Below are 17,283 nucleotides of genomic sequence, written 5' to 3' on the forward strand. Positions count from 1 at the left end.
GGGAGCGGCGGGCGCAGGACCGCGGCGCGGCGAAACGACAGGCTGGAACGCTAACGGCGGCCGCGGAACAATTGCGGCAGCAACGTTGCGAGGCGGGCGCGCTCGTCGCCCTGGGCGCGGTGCAGCGCCTGCTGCGGGCCGTGCAGGAACTTGGCGGTCAGGCCCTTGGACAGGGCGTCGAGCACGGCGTCGACATCGTCGCCGCGCGCCAGCATTTTCTTGGCGCGTTCGAGTTCGAACAGGCGCATCGCTTCGCTGTTTTCCTGCAGGTCCTGGATAACCGGCACCATGGCGCGGTCGTCGATCCAGTGCATGAACGACTTCACGCGCGTTTCGATGATGGCCTCGGCCTGGGCCACGGCGGCCTGGCGGCTTTCAAGGCCGGTCTGGACCACCTGTCCGAGGTCGTCGACGGTGTACAGGAACACGTCGTCGAGGCGGCCGACTTCGGCCTCGATATCGCGCGGCACGGCCAGGTCGACCATGAACATCGGCTTATGGCGGCGCGCCTTGATCGCGCGTTCGACCAGGCCCAGGCCGATCAACGGCAGCGAGGAGGCGGTACACGAAATGACGATGTCGAACTGTGCCAGCTGGTCGGGCAGCGCGGCCAGGCGGATCGCCTTGCCGTTGAAGCGGTGCGCGAGCGTTTCGCCGCGCTCCATGGTGCGGTTGGCGATGGTGATGTTTTTCGGGTTCTGGGCCGCGAAGTGGGTGGCGCACAGCTCGATCATTTCGCCGGCGCCGATGAACAGCACGTTCTGGTCGGAGATCTTGTCGAAGATGCGCTGCGACAGGCGCACCGCGGCCGCCGCCATCGATACGCTGTGGGCGCCGATTTCGGTGGTGGTGCGCACTTCCTTGGCCACCGAGAAGCTGCGCTGGAACAGCTGGTGCAGATAGGTGCCCAGGCCGCCGGCTTCGTCGGCCAGGCGCATCGCGTCCTTCATCTGGCCGAGGATCTGCGGCTCGCCCAGCACCATGGAATCGAGCCCCGAGGCAACCCGGAATGCATGACGCACGGCGGCATCGTGCGGCAGCATGTACAGATGCGGCCGCAGTTCGGCGAAGTTGAGCTTGTGGTAATCGGCCAGGAAGTGGGCGCTCGCGTCGAGCGGATTGTCGACATCGCTGGCGGCGTACATCTCGGTGCGGTTGCAGGTCGAGAGGATCGCCGCTTCGTCGCCGCCACGGGCATCGATGCGGGCAAACCAGCCGCGCGCCGCCTGCACCGCCTGGCCGAGCTGGTCAGGCGCGAGCGCCAGCTGCTCGCGAAGCGAGACCGGTGCGGTGGTGTGGTTGAGGCCGACGGCGAGCAGTTGCATGGCTTTACAGTGTACGGAGTTATACCGCCATTATACCGTGATGCGTCAATGGCTTACCGAAAGGGGGTAGTTTTGGTGCGGTAGGGCAATGCCGGTGGCCGATGTGCAGCTATGTCGGGCGGCCGATGTCGAGCCGCCCGCGACGCTGCGGCGCGGGGGGCGACGAACTAACTGGCGCCCAGCTTTTCCAGCCGGTATCCATAGCTGTACACCGGTACCAGCCGGAAGCCATTCTCCGGGCGCAACTGCAATTTGTTTCTTACACGCGACACATGGGTATCCATGGTGCGCGACGGCAGCGCCGTTTCCCGGATCCACACCGCCTCGTGAATATAGGCGCGCGACAGCGGACGGCCGATATTCCGGAAAAACAACAGTGCCAGGTAGAATTCCTTGTGGGTGACCTCGATCACGTTCCCGTCCATGAGCAGGCGCCCCGGCCGGGTTTCGAAAATGTAGGGTCCGAACTGCAGTTGTTCCGCCCCGTTCTGGGCCGGATAGGCGCGCCGCAGCAGCGCCTGCACGCGCGCCACTAGCTCGCCCCGGCGCAGCGGCTTGACCATGTAATCGTCGGCCCCGGCGGTGATGCCGGCCACGATATCGTCCTCGGCCGAGCTGCTGGTGAGGAACATCATCGGCGTGGTGCCCGGCAGCTTTTCCTTGGCCCGGCGCAGCACTTCGGTGCCGCTCATGTCGGCTACCTGCCAGTCCAGAACGAGCATGTCGAAGCTGTCCTTGCGTAGCTGTCCCAGCAAATCCTTCCCACTGTCAAACGACTGACAGACGTGTCCAGCGGAGGTAAGAACCTGACATATCAGGTCCGCCTGGCTGCGGTCATTGTCTAGGACGGCAATTCTCATGGTGGCATGTGTCGAACGTAAAAACGTGTTGTCGGTGGAGTTCTACTATTGCTACTGAATAGTTACTCTGAATATAACAGACTTTTCCAAAGCAACACTAAAGTGAAACACATTAATTTACACGAGGCAACGAACTGAGCTGTCGTGCCATGCCCCCGTCTGATAACACGGTACACTGGAAAAACGCCGAATTCAATCGACATTTTGAGTCTTGAAAGAAATTTACATATCGAAAGGAGAACCATGAACGAGGACTTGACACTGATTCCGGGCAATTCCGAAGCGATTATGCAAGTCCGCGAAGAATGCCGCCGCATGGTGCGCAACCGCGCGGCCGTCTCGGCCGGGGTGTCGGCGCTGCCGGTTCCCGGGCTGGACGTGATGTCCGACCTGTCGATGCTGACCGGCCTGGTCAACGATGTCAACGCGGCCTTCGGCCTGACCGCCGCGCAGGTCGAGCACCTGCAACCGACCTACAAGCGCATCGTCTACGGGGCCGCCGCGGGGGTGGGCGGAATGATGGTGGGAAAATTGGTCACGCGCCAGCTGGCGGTGCAGCTGCTCAAGCGTACCGGGCTGAGGGTGTTCGCCAAGTCGGCCGCGCGCTTCGTGCCGCTGGCCGGACAGCTGGCGTCGGCAGCGATCGGGTTTACCGTGTTCCGCAAGCTCGGCTACGATCATGTGGAAGCCTGCACCACGGTGGCCCAGCAATTGCTGGCGGCGCGGGCCGCCTAGCGTTGAGTGGTACCCGCTCCCGCCGGGGCGGGAGCGATGGCCTTAACTATCGGGCAGCACCACGTTTACTTCAAGCACTTCCAGGTTGCCCTGGCGGTCCAGCGACAGCTTGATGTCGTCCGGGTTGACGCGGGTGTACTTCGAGATCACTTCAAGCAGTTCGCGGTGCAGCGCCGGCAGAAAATCGGGGCCGGTGCGGTGGCCGCGTTCGCGCGCGATGATGATCTGCAGGCGCTCCTTGGCCGCCGTGGCGCTCTTCGGCTTGGAGGGGAACAGGAATGAAAGCAGGGCCATGTCACTTCACTCCGAAGATGCGCTGGAATATGCCTGGTTTTTCATAGGTGGTAAAGCGCAGCGGCAAGTCTTCGCCGAGGAAGCGCGACACCACGTCCTCGTATGCCTCGGCCACGTCGGTGCCCTTGAAATGAATCGCCGGATTGCCCTGGTTCGATGCGTGCAGCACCGATTCGGACTCGGGAATGATACCGATCAGCGGAATGCGCAGGATTTCCTGCACGTCCTGGTACGACAGCATTTCGTCGTTCTCGACCCGCTTGGGCGAGTAGCGCGTGATTAACAGGTGTTCCTTGACCGGCTCGGCGCCGGTCTGGGCACGGCGCGACTTGGCCTGGATGATGCCGAGGATGCGGTCCGAATCGCGCACCGACGACACTTCCGGATTGGTCACGATGACCGCTTCGTCGGCGAAGGTGAGCGCCATCAGCGCGCCATGCTCGATGCCGGCGGGCGAATCGCAGACGATGTACTCGAAACCCATGTTGATCAGGTCGTGCAGCACGCGTTCGACGCCTTCTTCCGACAAGGCATCCTTGTCGCGCGTCTGCGAAGCCGGCAGGATGAACAGGTTGTCGCAATGCTTGTCCTTGATCAGCGCCTGGTTGAGCGAGGCTTCGCCATTGATGACGTTGATCAGGTCGTACACGACGCGGCGTTCGCAACCCATGATCAGGTCGAGATTACGCAGGCCCACGTCGAAGTCGAGCACGGCGGTTTTGTGGCCACGCGTGGCCAGGCCGGTGGAAAAGCTGGCGCTGGAGGTCGTCTTGCCGACGCCGCCCTTGCCGGAAGTCACAACAATAATTCGTGCCACAGGGGGTCCTTTTTTCGTATCTGGTATTTAAACGCGGGAGGCCGGGCTGATCGACAGTATATCGATTCGGTCGCCGATCAAGCGGATTTGGGTCGGCTGGCGCGCCAGCTGGGGAGCAAAGCCTTCTTCGAAGGTGCGGTAGACGCCGGCGATCGAGACCAGCTCGGGCTGCATCGCCATGGCGAAGATGCGCGCATCCGCATTGCCCGAGGCACCGGCCAGCGCGCGCCCGAACAGCGAGGCGTAGATATGGATGCTGCCGTCGGCGATGATTTCGGCGCCGTTGTTGACCACCGCCGTGACGATCAGGTCGCAGCCGCGCGCATACACGCGCTGGCCGGCCCGCACCGGGGTATCGATGATCATGGTGCCGGGCGTGACGATGGCGGTAGCCGGCGCTTGCGCCGCCGCGGCCGGCGCGGGCGCCACTGCCGCTTCGGCGCGCTCCTTGTCGCCGCTGGCGCCGTCGTCGAGCGACAGGCCGCGCGCGCGGATCGCGTCGTGCATGGCCGCCGGGGCGCCGCGCACCGCCACCGCGTTCAGGTGATATTTCTTGAGCAGCGACACCATCTTGTCCCAATCGATGCGCGGCGCGTTCTCGGCCAGGGCGCTGATATCGATCACGGCGAATTCGTCTTCGAAGAAATCGGCCGTGCCGCCCGTCATCTGCTTGAGTGCCGCGTCGATCGCCAGCGGGTCGGCCGAGTACAGAATCGTGGAGATCGCCACCACGGTGGAAATCTTGATTTCAATAGGCAGTTGGGACGGGCTTTTGAGCATAGACGAGTCGTGAGGGATGGGCGGATCACCGCCCAAAGTGGCGCAGGCTCGTGCATTCTACTGTGAAAATTGCGGTTATGGGAGGCTTGCCACTTATGTTCCGCGTGGCAACTTCAAGCCGGTTTTTGCGGTGTACAGCGAGCACTTTTGTTCAATAAGGATATCCCGGCCGACGCTGCGCGAGCCCCTCTCAGGAGGACTAGTCCGTGATTGCCCGGCCTCGTTTGGCATGCGCCCGCGCGCGCGGCGGGACACGGCCGGCATTGATGTAACAGGCTGTCAAACATTGATTATATGTAAATTTACTATTATATAATTGCAATGTTTGCGGTGCTTGTGCACCCGGGATGCGCTTGTCGCGCCAGCCCGGAGGTCCAGGCATCAGAGGCCTGTTTGCGCAAGCAGCGGGGCCGGACATTGTCGCGCCTGCTCTTATCTCCCACATCGAGGAAAGCATGTTTGAAGCTGCCCGCATCACCGATCCCATCTCCCATACCAATGCGCTGACCGGTTTTCTGATCGGTGCGCTCATCGGCATTGCCCTGATCGCCGCGGTGGCGTTCGCCACCTTCACCTGCGGCTTCGGTGTCGCCCTGATCGCCGGCCTGGCCGCCGGTCTTGGTGCGTCGGGCATCCTCAGTCTGGGCGAGGCGATCGGGAAAATGAGTACGACCGTGACGGGAACGCTGGTGACCGGTTCCCGCAACGTCTGGACCAATGGCCTGGCGGCGACCTACGCCAAGGTCAGTACGGCGGCGTGCAGCATGCACAGCCCGGTGCAGCTGGTGGCCGAAGGCTCGGGCAACGTCTTCATCAACAGTTTGCCGGCCGCGCGCAAGGACGATGCGATCACCTGCGGCGCCAAGATTTCCGGCGGCTCCTCGAATGTCTTCATCGGCGGCGGCAGGGAACCGTATCTCCCCGTGGCCGATGAAATCCCGCCCGGGCTGCGCACCGCGGTCGACTGGGCCTTCACCGCCGCGGGCGCGGTGGGCGGCATCGGCAAGCTGCTGTGCAAGGCGGGCGGGGGGCTGACGCGCGCGGTACTGCCTTGCGCGGCGCGCTTCCTGGCCGGCTTCGCCGCCGGCGAAGCGCTCAGCCGCTACGTCATCGCGCCCGTGGTCGGACGCGCCATCGGCGGCTTGCTGGGCGAGCCGGTCGACGTCACCACCGGCCGCAAGCTGCTGCTGGCGCAAGAGGAAACCGACTTCGTCCTGCCCGGCCCGATTCCCCTGACCGGCGCGCGTTTTTATGGCAGTAACCTGGAGCGCGTCGGGGACTTGGGGCGCGGCTGGGTACTGCCCTGGGAAGTCTGGCTGCAGGCGCGTGACGGCAAGGTCTGGTACAGCGACGGCCAGGGCCGCGAAACCGGTTTTCCCATGATGCAGCCCGGTCATGCGGAATTCAGCGAGAGCGAGCAGTGCTTTTTGACGCGCAGCGCCGACGGCCGCTTTATCATGTACGACGTGAACGACGTGTATTACGACTTCGGCCAGCTCGACGTGACCGGCGGCGCGCCGGCCCCGCTGATGCGCATCGAAGACCGTAGCGGCCAATGGCAGCACTATGCCCGCGACGCGGCGCAGCGCTTGCTGTCGATCGAAACCAGCGACGGCCAGATGGTGCGGCTGGCGTACGGCGCGCAGTCGGGGCGCCTGGAAGGCATCGAGCGCGTGCGCGGCGGCACGCCGGGCTGGCTGGTGCGCTACGGTTACGACAGCCTCGGCCAGCTCATCAGCGTGCATGACACCAACGGCAACCTGGCGCGCCAGTTCAGCTATACCGACGGCCTGATGACGAGCCACACCAGCGCGCTCGGTTTCGTTTGCCATTACCGCTGGGAGATCATCGACGGCGCGCCGCGCGTTGCCGAATGCGGCAACAGCGAGGGCGAACGCACCCGCTTCGCGTACGACCCGGCGGGCCGCCAGACCCGGGCCACCGACGAACTGGGGCGCAGCGCCCATTGGATCTACGACGCCCATTTCCAGGTAGTGCAATGCACCGACCTCGATGGCGGCGTCTACCGCATCAGTTACACCGACGCGGGATCGCCGGCCACGCTCGATCTGCCTGGCGAGCGCAAGGTCGTGTTCGACTATGACGCCATGGGCCGCCTCGTCGGCGAGACCGATCCGCTCGGCCGGCGCACCACCACCGGCTACGATGGCCACAGCATGCGCGTGACCCAGCTTGCCTTCGCCGATGGCCAGCGCTGGCAAGCGGAGTACGATTTTTCAGGGCGCCTGCTGCGCACCACGGATGTGCTTGGACGCGAGGAGCGCTACGAATACGACGAGACCGGCGTGAGCCCGCTGCCCCTGGTGCACGTGGACGCCAGTGGCGGGCGCCAGCAGATGCGCTGGGACGAGCGCGGCCAGTTGCTCTCTTATACCGACTGCTCCGGCAAAACCACGCACTACACCTACGACGTCAACGGCGAACTCGCATCGGTCACCGACGCACTGGGCCAGGTCACGCGCTACGAGAACCTGCCCACGGGCGAGCCGGCGCGCATCCTGCTGGCCGACGGCAGTGTCGAAGAATATGTGTACGACGCCGCGGGACTGGTGACGTTTGCGCGCCGCAATGCGACCCAGACCCGGCACTGGAAGCGCAACGCGCGTGGCCAGGTCATCGAGGCGGTCGACCCGGCCGGACACGTTTCGCGCTACCGCTACGATGTTCGCGGACGCCCGGTGGAATTGGCGACGGCCCCCGATACCCGCTATCTGTTCAGCTACGATGCGGGCGACCGCCTTGAGCGCGAAATACGCCCGGACGGGGTCGAGCGGCACCGCCATTACGATCCCGCGGGCGAAATCATCGCGCTCGACGAACACGGCGCGCCCACGCCGGGGCAAGCCGGGCGCGCCCTGCGCACCACGCTGTTCGGGCGTGACAAGATGGGCCGGCTGTTGGCCAGGCAGACCGCCACGGCGATCAGCCGTTACGAGTGGGACGCGGGCGACCGCCTGACCGCAACCGCGCGCATGCCGACCGAGGCTGGCGCCGCGCTGGGCGTGACCGAAAGCGCTCTGCGCTTCGGCTACGATGCCGCCGGGCGCCTGATCGCGGAAGAAGGCGCCGAAGGCCGGGTCGACTATGAACTCGACGAGCTCGATAACGTCACGGGCCTGCGCCTGCCGCATGAGCAGCGGATCGATACGCTCAGCTATGGCTCCGGCCACGTGCACCAGATCCGCATGGGCGAGCGCGTCATCAGCGACTTCGAGCGCGACGACCTGCACCGCGAAATCGCCCACACGCAGGGCTCGCTGATCCAGAAACTCGGCTACGACAGGCTGGGACGGCGCCTGTGGCAGGCGTCCGCCCGCAAGAGCGAGGCGCATGGCGCCGGGCTCGGTCTTCTGTGGCGCAATTACCGCTACGACCCGATCGGCGAGCTGGGAGAGCAGCGCGATAATATCCGTGGCGCCATCCAGTATCAGTACGATCTGGCGGGCCGCATGCTCAAGCAGAACCGGGTCGCGCAGCAGCGCTTGGAAACGTTCGCCTGGGATGCGGCGGGCAACCTGCTCGACGACGTGGCGCGCAAGAGCGGCGGCCGGATTGAAGGCAACCGCCTCAAGGCATGGCAGGATCTGCGCTTCGACTACGATCCCTGGGGCAACCTGCTTACCAAACGCAAGGGCGCAAACCAGGTCCAGCATTTTTCGTTCGATGCGGACGACCGTCTGATCAAAGTCAGTACCCAGGACGCGTGGGGGACGGCGGAAACGCTGTTCGATTATGATCCTCTGGGACGGCGCATCGCCAAGACCGAATTGCGCGGCGCCACGGGAGCAATCCCTGCGGAGGGACGGCGCCGCTTCGTCTGGCAAGGCTTGCGTATGGTGCAGGAAATCCGCGACGGCGCCCTCAGCTGTTATATCTACAGCCCGGATGAAGGTTTCACGCCGCTGGCGCGCGTGGATACGGCCATCGGCCAGGGCGTGGCCTTGGCGGCGGCGGGCAGCGAGCAGCCGCGTTCGCGCATTTACCACTTCCACACGGATCTGGTTGGCGCGCCGCTGGAGGTCACGGACGAAAGCGGCGAGATGGCCTGGACGGCCAGCTATACGGCATGGGGCAAGGCCGACATCGGTGACGAAACAGCCATGGCGTCGAGGATCGAGCAGCCGTTGCGCTATCCGGGGCAGTATGCCGACCAGAGCACGGGGCTGCATTACAACACCTTCCGGTTTTACGATCCTGATATCGGGCGCTACATCAGCCCCGATCCGATCGGGCTGGAAGGCGGCACCAATCTGTTTGCGTACGTGCCCAACCCGACCGGCTGGGCGGACCCGCTCGGCTGGGACTGGAATTATCATTTAACGGACAGCTCGGGAAAAGTGTATTACCACGGCCGCGCGAGCGACAAGCAGACAATGGCTGATGTGGCGCGACGTCATGGCAATAACAAAGGCAAGGATGGCTTTCGCTTCGGAAAGGGCGACACCATGACCCGGATTACCGAACCGGGCACGCCGAAGTTGACTGCCCAGGGCATCGAGGGGATAGCGATTGATGACACCGGAATTATCGGCCGTAGAAAAACGAATGGGGATCTGGTACGGGGCAATGCAATTGCCGGAGTGGATCCAAAAACAGATACTGCCAGCTTAAAGATGGCCGCGGGCGAAGCTCATTTGAACGGGCGGGTACCAAGTGAAATGGGGCAAGTTTCCGGCAAACCATTAAAAGGAACAAAATGCTAACTGACCAAATTGACAAGAAAGCGCTCAAACTATTAAAAAGTTACAGTGGCGTTTCACAATTGTATGCTCGTTCAAAAAACCCTTTACGACCGTACCAACAACGATGGATCGACGAATTCGGCATTACTTCCGACGAGGAATTTGCGTACCTGAAAGAACATGGCTTAGCGTTTGATCTGGTAGATATGAAGCACGATGAGGCTGTCCAGAAGTGTTTTGAGTATGTTAAACAATGCAAGAAATCCCAAATTACAGATCTTTTCTTGTCGAGCTTCGCTACAGAGCGTCCCGACTTACGCAGCGATTTCGCAGCCTACGCGATAATGCAGACAATGCCCGAGCACCGCTTTGCCAATAGCAATGTACCAAATTTTTGCCATATTTGCTCCGGTAGTGACGTCTGCATTGACATGGACATGACAGACTGGAATGCGGAGCGGTTTAAATATGGATCCATCGGACCGTTAAAAGTTCCTTTTATTATTCAGTTTCACCTGGCGCAGCATCTCCGATGTGCTCATCAAACGCCAACGTCGGAAGATTTCCGTATCTTCAATGCGATTCTCGATGTACTACGTTCGGCGGAGGCAACGGCGAAGCCCAAGGACCTGCACAAGGATTTGAAGAAGATCAGTGGTTTCAAGGCGACCAACGATCAATGGAAAAGATTACTGGAAGCGCTGGGCGTCGCAGGCATCCTAGAGACGGAGCAACACAAGGGCTACCTCACGCACTATACAAATCCAGGCCTCGCCCCTTCAAAGACTTCCAGCTCGAACTGGGCCTATCCCGTCGACTTTTGGACGGGCGCGGATGGGGTCAACAGGAAGGCACTTGAATTCTGGTTTGGCGCATATCCCGAAGTACTACTTGAATGACGGAGGCAAGCGAAATTCCAAGTGCATCTTTTGAAGGAAAAATAGTGAATGCTTCGGTTGACAAAAAGGCGCTTAAATTATTGGCAAAATATAGCAGTATTTCCCAATCGTATTCTCGTTCGATCCGTCCTTTGGAGCCGCACGAGCAGAGATGGATCGATCTACGGGGCTTCAGCACCGACGAGGAATTTGAATACCTGAAAGAGCAAGGATTGGCATTCGATTCGCTTGACATGGAACATGATGCGGCGGTTCAGAAGTGCTTTGAGTATGCGAAGCAATGCAAGAAGCCGCACGTGACCGATCTTTTTCTGTCAAGTTTTACTGCGGAGCGTCTTGATTTTCGAAGTGGTTTCGCGCCATTTGCGATTATGCAGACGATGCCTGAGCACGGCTTTACAAAATCCTCAGCCCCGGGTTACTGCGCCATTTGCTCCGCCGCCGCTGTCTATACCGACATGGATCCCACTGACTGGAACGTGGATCGCTACAAGTACGGATCAATCGGGCTGCTGAAGGTGCCGTATGTCATCCAGTTCCACCTGGCTCAATACCTGCAACTTGCTCAACAAAAGCCGACGGTCAATGACTTCCGCATTTTTAACGCCATTCTCGATATCTTGCAATCGGTGGATGCCAAGACCAAACCCAAGGATCTTCATAAACACCTGAAAAGGATCGAGGGGTTCAAGGCAACCAACGATCAGTGCAGAGTATTGGTGGAGGCGTTGGGCATCGCGAGCATTCTGGAGACGGAGGAACATAAAGGTTACCTCACGCGCTACATCAATCCCGGTCTGGCGCCATCGAAATCGCACAGCTCCGATTGGGCCTACCCCGTCGATTTCTGGACCGGCGCCGATGGCGTCAACAGGAAAGCGCTCGCATTCTGGTTCGGCGACTATCCGGAAATCCGGCTCTGATCGTCGATGCCGGCCGCAAGCGCCGCATCAGGCCCGCATGCGCTTCGCCGCCGCCACCATGTTTGCCAGCGCCGCCTCGGTCTCCGCCCAGCCGCGGGTTTTCAGGCCGCAATCGGGATTGACCCACAGATTGGCCGCCGGGATCACCTGCGCCGCTTTCCTGAGCAAGCGTTCGATCGCGTCCGTATCCGGCACCGTCGGCGAATGGATGTCGTACACGCCCGGGCCGATCTCGTTCGGATAGCGATACTTGCCGAATCCATCGAGCAATGCCATGTCCGAGCGGCTGGTCTCGATCGTGATCACGTCGGCGTCGAGCGCGGCGATCTGCGGCAGGATATCGTTGAACTCGGCGTAGCACATATGCGTGTGGATCTGGGTCGCGTCGTGCGCGGCGCCGGCCGTGATGCGGAACGCGCGCGTGGCCCAGGCCAGGTAATCGTCCCAGCGCGCGCGCCGTAGCGGCAAGCCTTCGCGCAGGGCCGGCTCGTCGATCTGGATGATGCCGATCCCGGCCGCCTGCAAGTCGGCCACCTCGTCGCGCATGGCCAGCGCGATCTGCAGCGCGGTCAGCGCGCGCGGCTGGTCGTCGCGCACGAAGGACCACTGCAACATCGTTACCGGCCCGGTCAGCATGCCCTTGACCGGGCGCGCCGACAGGCCCTGCGCATGCACGGACCAGTGCACCGTCATCGGGTGCGGACGCGCCACATCGCCATACAGCACCGGCGGCTTGACGCAGCGCGAGCCGTACGACTGCACCCAGCCATGCTGGGTAAAGGCAAAGCCGTCGAGCTGCTCGCCGAAATACTCGACCATGTCGTTGCGCTCGGCTTCGCCATGCACCAGCACATCGAGCCCGAGCGCTTCCTGGCGCGCCACCGCGTGCGCGATTTCGGCCCGCATGGCCGTCTGATACTGGGCCAGCGGCAGGGCGCCGCGGCGGAAGGCGGCGCGCGCGGCGCGAATCGCCGCCGTCTGCGGGAATGAGCCGATGGTCGTGGTCGGATAAGCCGGCAGGCGCAAGCGCGCCCGCTGCAGCGCCTGGCGCGTGGCAAACGGTGCGCCGCGCCGGTCAGCGCCGGGTGGCAAGGCCTGGACCCGGGCCGCCACGGCGTCGCTGTGCACGCGGGTGCTGCGGGCGCGGCTGGCAATGGCCGCGCGCGCCTCGGCCAGCTGCGGCGCGTCGGCCCCGCCCAGGGCCGTTTTCAGGGTCGCCAGTTCATCGAGTTTTTCGGTGGCGAACGCCAGCCACGAGCGCACTTTGGGATCGAGCGCGGTTTCATCGGCCAGGCTCAGGGGCACGTGCAGCAGCGAGCACGAGGGCGCCAGCCAGAGTTCGCCGCGACGTGCCAGCAGCGGCGCCAGCACGTCGATGGCGGCGTCGAGGTCGGTGCGCCAGATATTGCGCCCGTCGACGATGCCGACCGACAGCACCTTGGGCAGGGCCAGCCAGTCGCATACGCTGGTCAGTTCATGCGCCGCGCGCACGCCATCCACATGCAGGCCGGCCACCGGCAGGCGGCAGGCCAGGCCCAGGTTTTCTTCAAGCGGCGAAAAATAGGTCGCCAGCATGATGGGCGCGCCCGACTGCGCCAGCAGCCAGTAGGCGATCTCGAAAGCGTTGCGCCATTCCTGCGGCAAGTCCAGGCCGAGGATGGGCTCATCGACCTGCACCCATTCCACGCCCTGAGCCTTGAGACGTATCAGCAAGGCGGTGTAGACCGGGAGCAGCTTTTCGAGCAGGCTCAAACGGTCGAAGCCGCTTGTGCGCGCGCTGCCCAGCCACAGGAAGGTGAGCGGGCCGATCAGGCTGACCTTGACCCGGTGGCCTAACGCCTGGGCTTCGGCCACTTCCGCCTGCAGGCGCTCGGCGGCCAGGGTGAAGGCGGTGTCGGGGCCGAATTCCGGCACCAGATAGTGGTAATTCGTGTCGAACCATTTGGTCATGTCGAGCGCGTGGCCGCCGTGCCGGTCTTCGTGCTGGCCGCCGCAGCAATCGCTGCGCTCGCCGCGCGCCATGGCGAAGGTGCGCCTGAGGGGGGTGGCGGCGCTGTCGAAACCGAAGCGTGCCGGTTCGCATCCGAACAGCTGGATATGGCTGGCCACCTGGTCGTAGAAGGCGAAGTCGCCCACCGTTACCAGATCGAGCCCCGCCGCGGCCTGCAGGGCCCAGTGGCGTGTGCGCAGAGCGGCGCCGGCCGCTTCCAGTTCCGCCTCGCCGCTGGCGCCGCTCCAGAAGGCTTCGAGGGCGGTTTTCAATTCGCGGCGTGCGCCGATGCGGGGGAAGCCGAGCACGTGTGTCTGTAGCGTTTTCATCATGTCATCGAGATTTCATTGTTCGTGTGTAAAGTTTGCGGCAAAGTGTCATATAATCAAAACGAAACCTTTTGCAGTTCCGCATGAAAAATTTTCATAGAACGAGACCATGCTAGAACTCCGACACCTGCGCACGCTCACGGCGCTGCGCTCTTCCGGCAGCCTGGTGCGTGCCGCACAGCTGCTGAACCTGACCCAGTCGGCCCTGTCGCACCAGATCAAGCTGATGGAGGAGCGCTACGGCGCCCCCCTGTTCGAGCGCAAGTCGCTGCCGATCGCGTTTACCGCCACCGGCATGCGCCTGCTCGCGCTGGCCGACCAGGTGCTGCCCGAGGTGGAGCAGGCCGAGCGCGACGTGGCGCGCCTGTCGCAGGGCGACAAGGGCCAGCTGCGCGTGGCGCTCGAATGCCACACCTGCTTCGACTGGCTGATGCCGGTCATGGATGCGTTCCGCCAGCGCTGGCCCGACGTCGAGATCGACCTGGTGTCGGGCTTTCACAGCGAACCGGTCGACCTGCTGCGCAGCGGCCTGGCCGACCTGGTGATCGGCTCGGCCGGCGGTCCCGACTACACCGTGTTTCCCCTGTTCCGCTTCGAAATTCTGGTGGTGCTGGCCCAGAAGCACCGCCTGGCCACCCAGCGCCGCCTGGAAGCGGCCGATTTTGAAGGCGAAACCCTGATCACCTATCCGGTGCCGGAAGAGCGCATCGACCTGATCCGCGAAGTCCTGCGCCCGGCCAATGTGCGCTTCGAGCGCCGCACGGCCGAGCTGACCGTGGCAATCCTCCAGCTCGTCGCCAGCCGGCGCGGACTGGCCGCGCTGCCCAACTGGGCCATCAAGAACTACGTCGACTACGATTACGTGCTGGCGCGCCCGGTGGGCGAGTTCGGCCTGTGGAGCGACCTGTTCGTTTCGGTGCCGCCAGCCCTGGCCGCCAAGGCCTACGTGAGCGATTTCGTGGGCGTGATCCGCGAGCAGTGCGCACGCACGCTCGACGGCATCACCTTGCTTAGCTGATATCCGGCCGGGGTAATTTGCGGGCGCAGGGCAATCCCCGATTGTTTTCGGTGAATAAGCTGATAAGATTGATTTTGCTCAAACTCGAACGGAGTCTGGAAACTAAGATGGAGGACTTTGTCACGCCCAGCGCTGTCAAAGACCGTCCATCCGAAAAGGGAAACCATGTTTTCAAGTTCTGACCTGTTGTTCCGCTCCATGCGGGAACTGTTCGACACCCAAGCGGGCATGTATCAGCGCAGCGTCCACGCAGCCATGGACGCCGGCGTGTCCGCGGCGGAAGTGAATGTCGATTCGATAAGAACCCTGCTCGCCACGGCCACCGTCGCAACCCGGCAGTGGCAATGTGCGGGCGGCGCCAGCAACTGGCTGACCCCGGTTCCGCGCGATGCATGGCAGTTTGCAATTTTCGGTCGGCCCCAGTTGGCTGCGCCGCCGGCCGGAGCTCAGCCGGGAACGGCGACCGGCACCTAGTGCCAGGCCGCTCACTTGAAACCTATTGGCCACCGCGCCAGAACACAGTACATCGGAGATTCACATGGAAGACGTCGTAATCGTGGCCGCTGGCCGTACCGCAGTCGGTAAATTTGGCGGCGCGCTCGCGAAAATTCCCGCCGCCGAACTGGGCGCCCACGTCATCAAGCACCTGCTGGCCCAGATCGACCTCGATCCGGCCAAAGTCAACGAGGTCATCCTCGGCCAGGTGCTGACCGCCGGCGCTGGCCAGGGTCCGGCCCGCCAGGCCGTGATCAAGGCGGGCTTGCCGAACATGGTGCCCGCTTTTACCGTCGGTAAAGTCTGCGGCAGCGGCCTGAAGGCCACCCATCTGGCGGCCCAGGCCATCAAGTGCGGCGACGCCGACATCGTCATCGCCGGCGGCCAGGAAAACATGAGCGCCTCGCCGCACGTGCTCAACGGCTCGCGCGACGGTTTCCGCATGGGCGACGCCAAGCTGGTCGACACCATGATCGTGGACGGCCTGTGGGACGCGTTCAACCAGTACCACATGGGCGTGACCGCCGAAAACGTCGCCAAGAAATACGACGTCTCGCGCGCCGAGCAGGATGAATTCGCGCTGCAGTCGCAGCTCAAGGCCGAAGCCGCGCAAAAGGCTGGCAAGTTCAAGGATGAAATCATTCCCTTCGAAATCGTGTCCAAGAAGGGCACTGTCGTGTTCGACACCGACGAGTATCCGAAGCACGGCACCACGCTCGAATCGCTGGCCAGCCTGCGCCCCGCTTTCGACAAAGCTGGTACCGTAACGGCGGGCAATGCCTCGGGCCTGAACGATGGCGCCGCCGCCGTGATCATGATGTCCGCCTCCAAGGCCAGGGAACTCGGTCTCAAGCCGCTGGCGCGCATCAAGGCGTATTCGTCGGCCGGGCTGGACCCGACCATCATGGGCATGGGCCCTGTCTCGGCGACCAAGCTGTGCCTGCAAAAGGCCGGCTGGACCCACGAAGACGTGGACCTGATGGAAATTAACGAAGCCTTCGCCGCGCAAGCGGTGGCCGTCAACAAGGAAATGGGCTGGGATACCAGCAAGATCAACGTCAATGGCGGCGCGATTGCACTGGGGCACCCGATTGGTGCGTCGGGCTGCCGCGTGCTGGTGACCTTGCTGCACGAAATGGTCCGGCGCGACGCCAAGCGCGGGCTGGCCAGCCTGTGCATCGGCGGCGGCATGGGCGTTGCTTTGGCAGTAGAACGCGACTGAGCATCGTTGCGCGCAAGCGCGATGGGGTGAAACGGCGCGACAATGAGCGCTACTGAGCACCGCTCAGTGGCGCTCAAGCGGAGCAAGGGCGGGTCCAATCCGCCCCCGCGATTTGGTTGGAGTTGGTGTACAAAAACAGGAGAAGACAAAATGGCTAGAGTTGCATTAGTGACCGGCGGTATGGGCGGTTTGGGCGAGGCGGTCTGTTTCAAGCTGGCCGCTCTCGGGTATCGGGTCGTCACCACGTATTCCCCTGGTAACAAGAAGGTCGCGGAATGGCTGGCGACCACCAAGGACATGGGCTACGACTTCAAGGCCTATGAGTGCGACGTGGCCGATTACGATTCGGCCCAGGCTTGCGTATCGAAGATCCAGGACGAAGTCGGCCTGATCGACGTGCTGGTCAACAACGCCGGCATCACGCGCGACATGACGTTCAAGAAAATGGACAAGCCGAACTGGGACGCCGTCATGGCTACCAACCTCGACTCCGTCTTCAACATGACCAAGCCTGTGTGCGATGGCATGGTCGAGCGCGGCTGGGGCCGCATCATCAACATCTCGTCGGTCAATGGCCAGAAGGGCGCCTTCGGCCAGACCAACTATTCGGCCGCCAAGGCTGGCATGCACGGCTTCACCAAGGCGCTGGCGCTGGAAGTGGCGCGCAAGGGCGTGACCGTCAACACCATTTCGCCGGGCTACATCGGCACCAAGATGGTCATGGAAATCCCGAAAGAAGTGCTCGACACCAAGATCATCCCGCAAATTCCGATGGCCCGCCTGGGTAAACCAGAAGAAGTCGCCGGTCTGGTTGCTTATCTGTCGTCGGACGAAGCCGCTTTTGTGACAGGCGCCAACATCGCCATTAACGGCGGCCAGCATATGTCCTAATC

Annotated in this window: 14 protein-coding genes; 8 read left to right on the top strand and 6 right to left on the bottom strand. The window is 62.9% G+C overall.

Annotation, left to right across the window (positions count from 1 at the left end):
* Window positions 1-50: 50 nt before the first annotated feature.
* Together hemA and RBA40_RS11135 are read right to left on the bottom strand one after the other, a co-directional pair.
* Window positions 51-1,325 (bottom strand): glutamyl-tRNA reductase, encoded by a 1,275-nt coding sequence (gene hemA, locus RBA40_RS11130; protein ID WP_306647943.1) that lies wholly within the window; start codon window positions 1,323-1,325, stop codon window positions 51-53.
* A gap of 167 nt (window positions 1,326-1,492) precedes the next feature.
* Window positions 1,493-2,185, bottom strand: a complete 693-nt coding sequence (locus RBA40_RS11135) for a response regulator transcription factor (protein WP_306647944.1) — start codon at window positions 2,183-2,185, stop codon at window positions 1,493-1,495.
* A 243-nt stretch (window positions 2,186-2,428) separates the two neighbouring features.
* On the opposite strand from RBA40_RS11135, the gene RBA40_RS11140 reads away from it, so the two are divergent.
* Window positions 2,429-2,920, top strand: coding sequence for an MDR/zinc-dependent alcohol dehydrogenase-like family protein (locus tag RBA40_RS11140; RefSeq protein ID WP_306647945.1), 492 nt, complete (start codon window positions 2,429-2,431; stop codon window positions 2,918-2,920).
* 42 nt (window positions 2,921-2,962) lie between these two features.
* Here the strand turns inward: RBA40_RS11140 and minE are convergent, their stop codons facing one another.
* Genes minE through minC form a run of 3 tightly spaced genes read right to left on the bottom strand, consistent with a single transcriptional unit; the run spans window position 2,963 to window position 4,811 of the window.
* Window positions 2,963-3,214: a cell division topological specificity factor MinE gene (minE, locus tag RBA40_RS11145; RefSeq protein ID WP_099873509.1), complete on the bottom strand. Its 252-nt coding sequence runs from the start codon at window positions 3,212-3,214 to the stop codon at window positions 2,963-2,965.
* Window position 3,215: 1 nt separating this feature from the next.
* On the bottom strand, window positions 3,216-4,031 hold the full coding sequence (gene minD, locus RBA40_RS11150; RefSeq protein WP_099873512.1) for a septum site-determining protein MinD: 816 nt from the start codon (window positions 4,029-4,031) through the stop codon (window positions 3,216-3,218).
* 27 nt (window positions 4,032-4,058) lie between these two features.
* Window positions 4,059-4,811 (bottom strand): septum site-determining protein MinC, encoded by a 753-nt coding sequence (gene minC / locus RBA40_RS11155; protein WP_099873514.1) that lies wholly within the window; start codon window positions 4,809-4,811, stop codon window positions 4,059-4,061.
* 455 nt (window positions 4,812-5,266) lie between these two features.
* Here minC and RBA40_RS11160 point away from each other — a divergent pair, with 455 nt between their 5' ends.
* The 3 genes from RBA40_RS11160 to RBA40_RS11170 are packed head-to-tail and all read left to right on the top strand — an operon-like array spanning window position 5,267 to window position 11,336.
* Window positions 5,267-9,535: an RHS repeat-associated core domain-containing protein gene (locus tag RBA40_RS11160; RefSeq protein WP_306647946.1), complete on the top strand. Its 4,269-nt coding sequence runs from the start codon at window positions 5,267-5,269 to the stop codon at window positions 9,533-9,535.
* Window positions 9,529-10,413: a hypothetical protein gene (locus tag RBA40_RS11165; RefSeq protein WP_306647947.1), complete on the top strand. Its 885-nt coding sequence runs from the start codon at window positions 9,529-9,531 to the stop codon at window positions 10,411-10,413. The genes RBA40_RS11160 and RBA40_RS11165 overlap by 7 nt, the downstream gene beginning before the upstream one ends.
* Window positions 10,414-10,457: 44 nt before the next feature.
* Window positions 10,458-11,336, top strand: coding sequence for a hypothetical protein (locus RBA40_RS11170; RefSeq protein ID WP_306647948.1), 879 nt, complete (start codon window positions 10,458-10,460; stop codon window positions 11,334-11,336).
* 27 nt (window positions 11,337-11,363) lie between these two features.
* Here RBA40_RS11170 and metE read toward each other — a convergent pair whose 3' ends face one another.
* Window positions 11,364-13,655, bottom strand: coding sequence for a 5-methyltetrahydropteroyltriglutamate--homocysteine S-methyltransferase (metE, locus tag RBA40_RS11175; RefSeq protein WP_306647987.1), 2,292 nt, complete (start codon window positions 13,653-13,655; stop codon window positions 11,364-11,366).
* A 109-nt stretch (window positions 13,656-13,764) separates the two neighbouring features.
* Here metE and RBA40_RS11180 point away from each other — a divergent pair, with 109 nt between their 5' ends.
* The 4 genes from RBA40_RS11180 (at window position 13,765) to phbB (ending at window position 17,281) form a co-directional block, all read left to right on the top strand.
* A complete protein-coding gene (locus tag RBA40_RS11180; protein ID WP_099873523.1) occupies window positions 13,765-14,673 on the top strand; it encodes a LysR family transcriptional regulator in 909 nt (302 codons plus the stop codon).
* Between the two features lie 165 nt (window positions 14,674-14,838).
* Window positions 14,839-15,147, top strand: a complete 309-nt coding sequence (locus tag RBA40_RS11185) for a hypothetical protein (RefSeq protein ID WP_157778293.1) — start codon at window positions 14,839-14,841, stop codon at window positions 15,145-15,147.
* 64 nt (window positions 15,148-15,211) lie between these two features.
* The gene (locus tag RBA40_RS11190) at window positions 15,212-16,390 is read left to right on the top strand and encodes an acetyl-CoA C-acetyltransferase (RefSeq protein WP_306647949.1); all 1,179 of its coding nucleotides are present in this window, start codon (window positions 15,212-15,214) and stop codon (window positions 16,388-16,390) included.
* Window positions 16,391-16,540: 150 nt separating this feature from the next.
* Entirely contained in the window at window positions 16,541-17,281 is a 741-nt protein-coding gene (gene phbB, locus RBA40_RS11195; RefSeq protein ID WP_099873526.1) for an acetoacetyl-CoA reductase, read from the top strand.
* Window positions 17,282-17,283 lie beyond the last annotated feature (2 nt).

This window comes from Massilia pseudoviolaceinigra, from assembly GCF_030846505.1.
GTDB lineage: Bacteria > Pseudomonadota > Gammaproteobacteria > Burkholderiales > Burkholderiaceae_D > Telluria_A > Telluria_A violaceinigra.

What these genes read in the sequence shown, in the direction of transcription:
- hemA (WP_306647943.1), bottom strand. Translation starts at nt 1,325, where the DNA reads ATGCAACTGCTCGCCGTCGGCCTCAACCACACCACCGCACCGGTCTCG.
- RBA40_RS11135 (WP_306647944.1), bottom strand. Translation starts at nt 2,185, where the DNA reads ATGAGAATTGCCGTCCTAGACAATGACCGCAGCCAGGCGGACCTGATA.
- RBA40_RS11140 (WP_306647945.1), top strand. Translation starts at nt 2,429, where the DNA reads ATGAACGAGGACTTGACACTGATTCCGGGCAATTCCGAAGCGATTATG.
- minE (WP_099873509.1), bottom strand. Translation starts at nt 3,214, where the DNA reads ATGGCCCTGCTTTCATTCCTGTTCCCCTCCAAGCCGAAGAGCGCCACG.
- minC (WP_099873514.1), bottom strand. Translation starts at nt 4,811, where the DNA reads ATGCTCAAAAGCCCGTCCCAACTGCCTATTGAAATCAAGATTTCCACC.
- RBA40_RS11160 (WP_306647946.1), top strand. Translation starts at nt 5,267, where the DNA reads ATGTTTGAAGCTGCCCGCATCACCGATCCCATCTCCCATACCAATGCG.
- RBA40_RS11165 (WP_306647947.1), top strand. Translation starts at nt 9,529, where the DNA reads ATGCTAACTGACCAAATTGACAAGAAAGCGCTCAAACTATTAAAAAGT.
- metE (WP_306647987.1), bottom strand. Translation starts at nt 13,655, where the DNA reads ATGAAAACGCTACAGACACACGTGCTCGGCTTCCCCCGCATCGGCGCA.
- RBA40_RS11180 (WP_099873523.1), top strand. Translation starts at nt 13,765, where the DNA reads ATGCTAGAACTCCGACACCTGCGCACGCTCACGGCGCTGCGCTCTTCC.
- RBA40_RS11185 (WP_157778293.1), top strand. Translation starts at nt 14,839, where the DNA reads ATGTTTTCAAGTTCTGACCTGTTGTTCCGCTCCATGCGGGAACTGTTC.
- RBA40_RS11190 (WP_306647949.1), top strand. Translation starts at nt 15,212, where the DNA reads ATGGAAGACGTCGTAATCGTGGCCGCTGGCCGTACCGCAGTCGGTAAA.
- phbB (WP_099873526.1), top strand. Translation starts at nt 16,541, where the DNA reads ATGGCTAGAGTTGCATTAGTGACCGGCGGTATGGGCGGTTTGGGCGAG.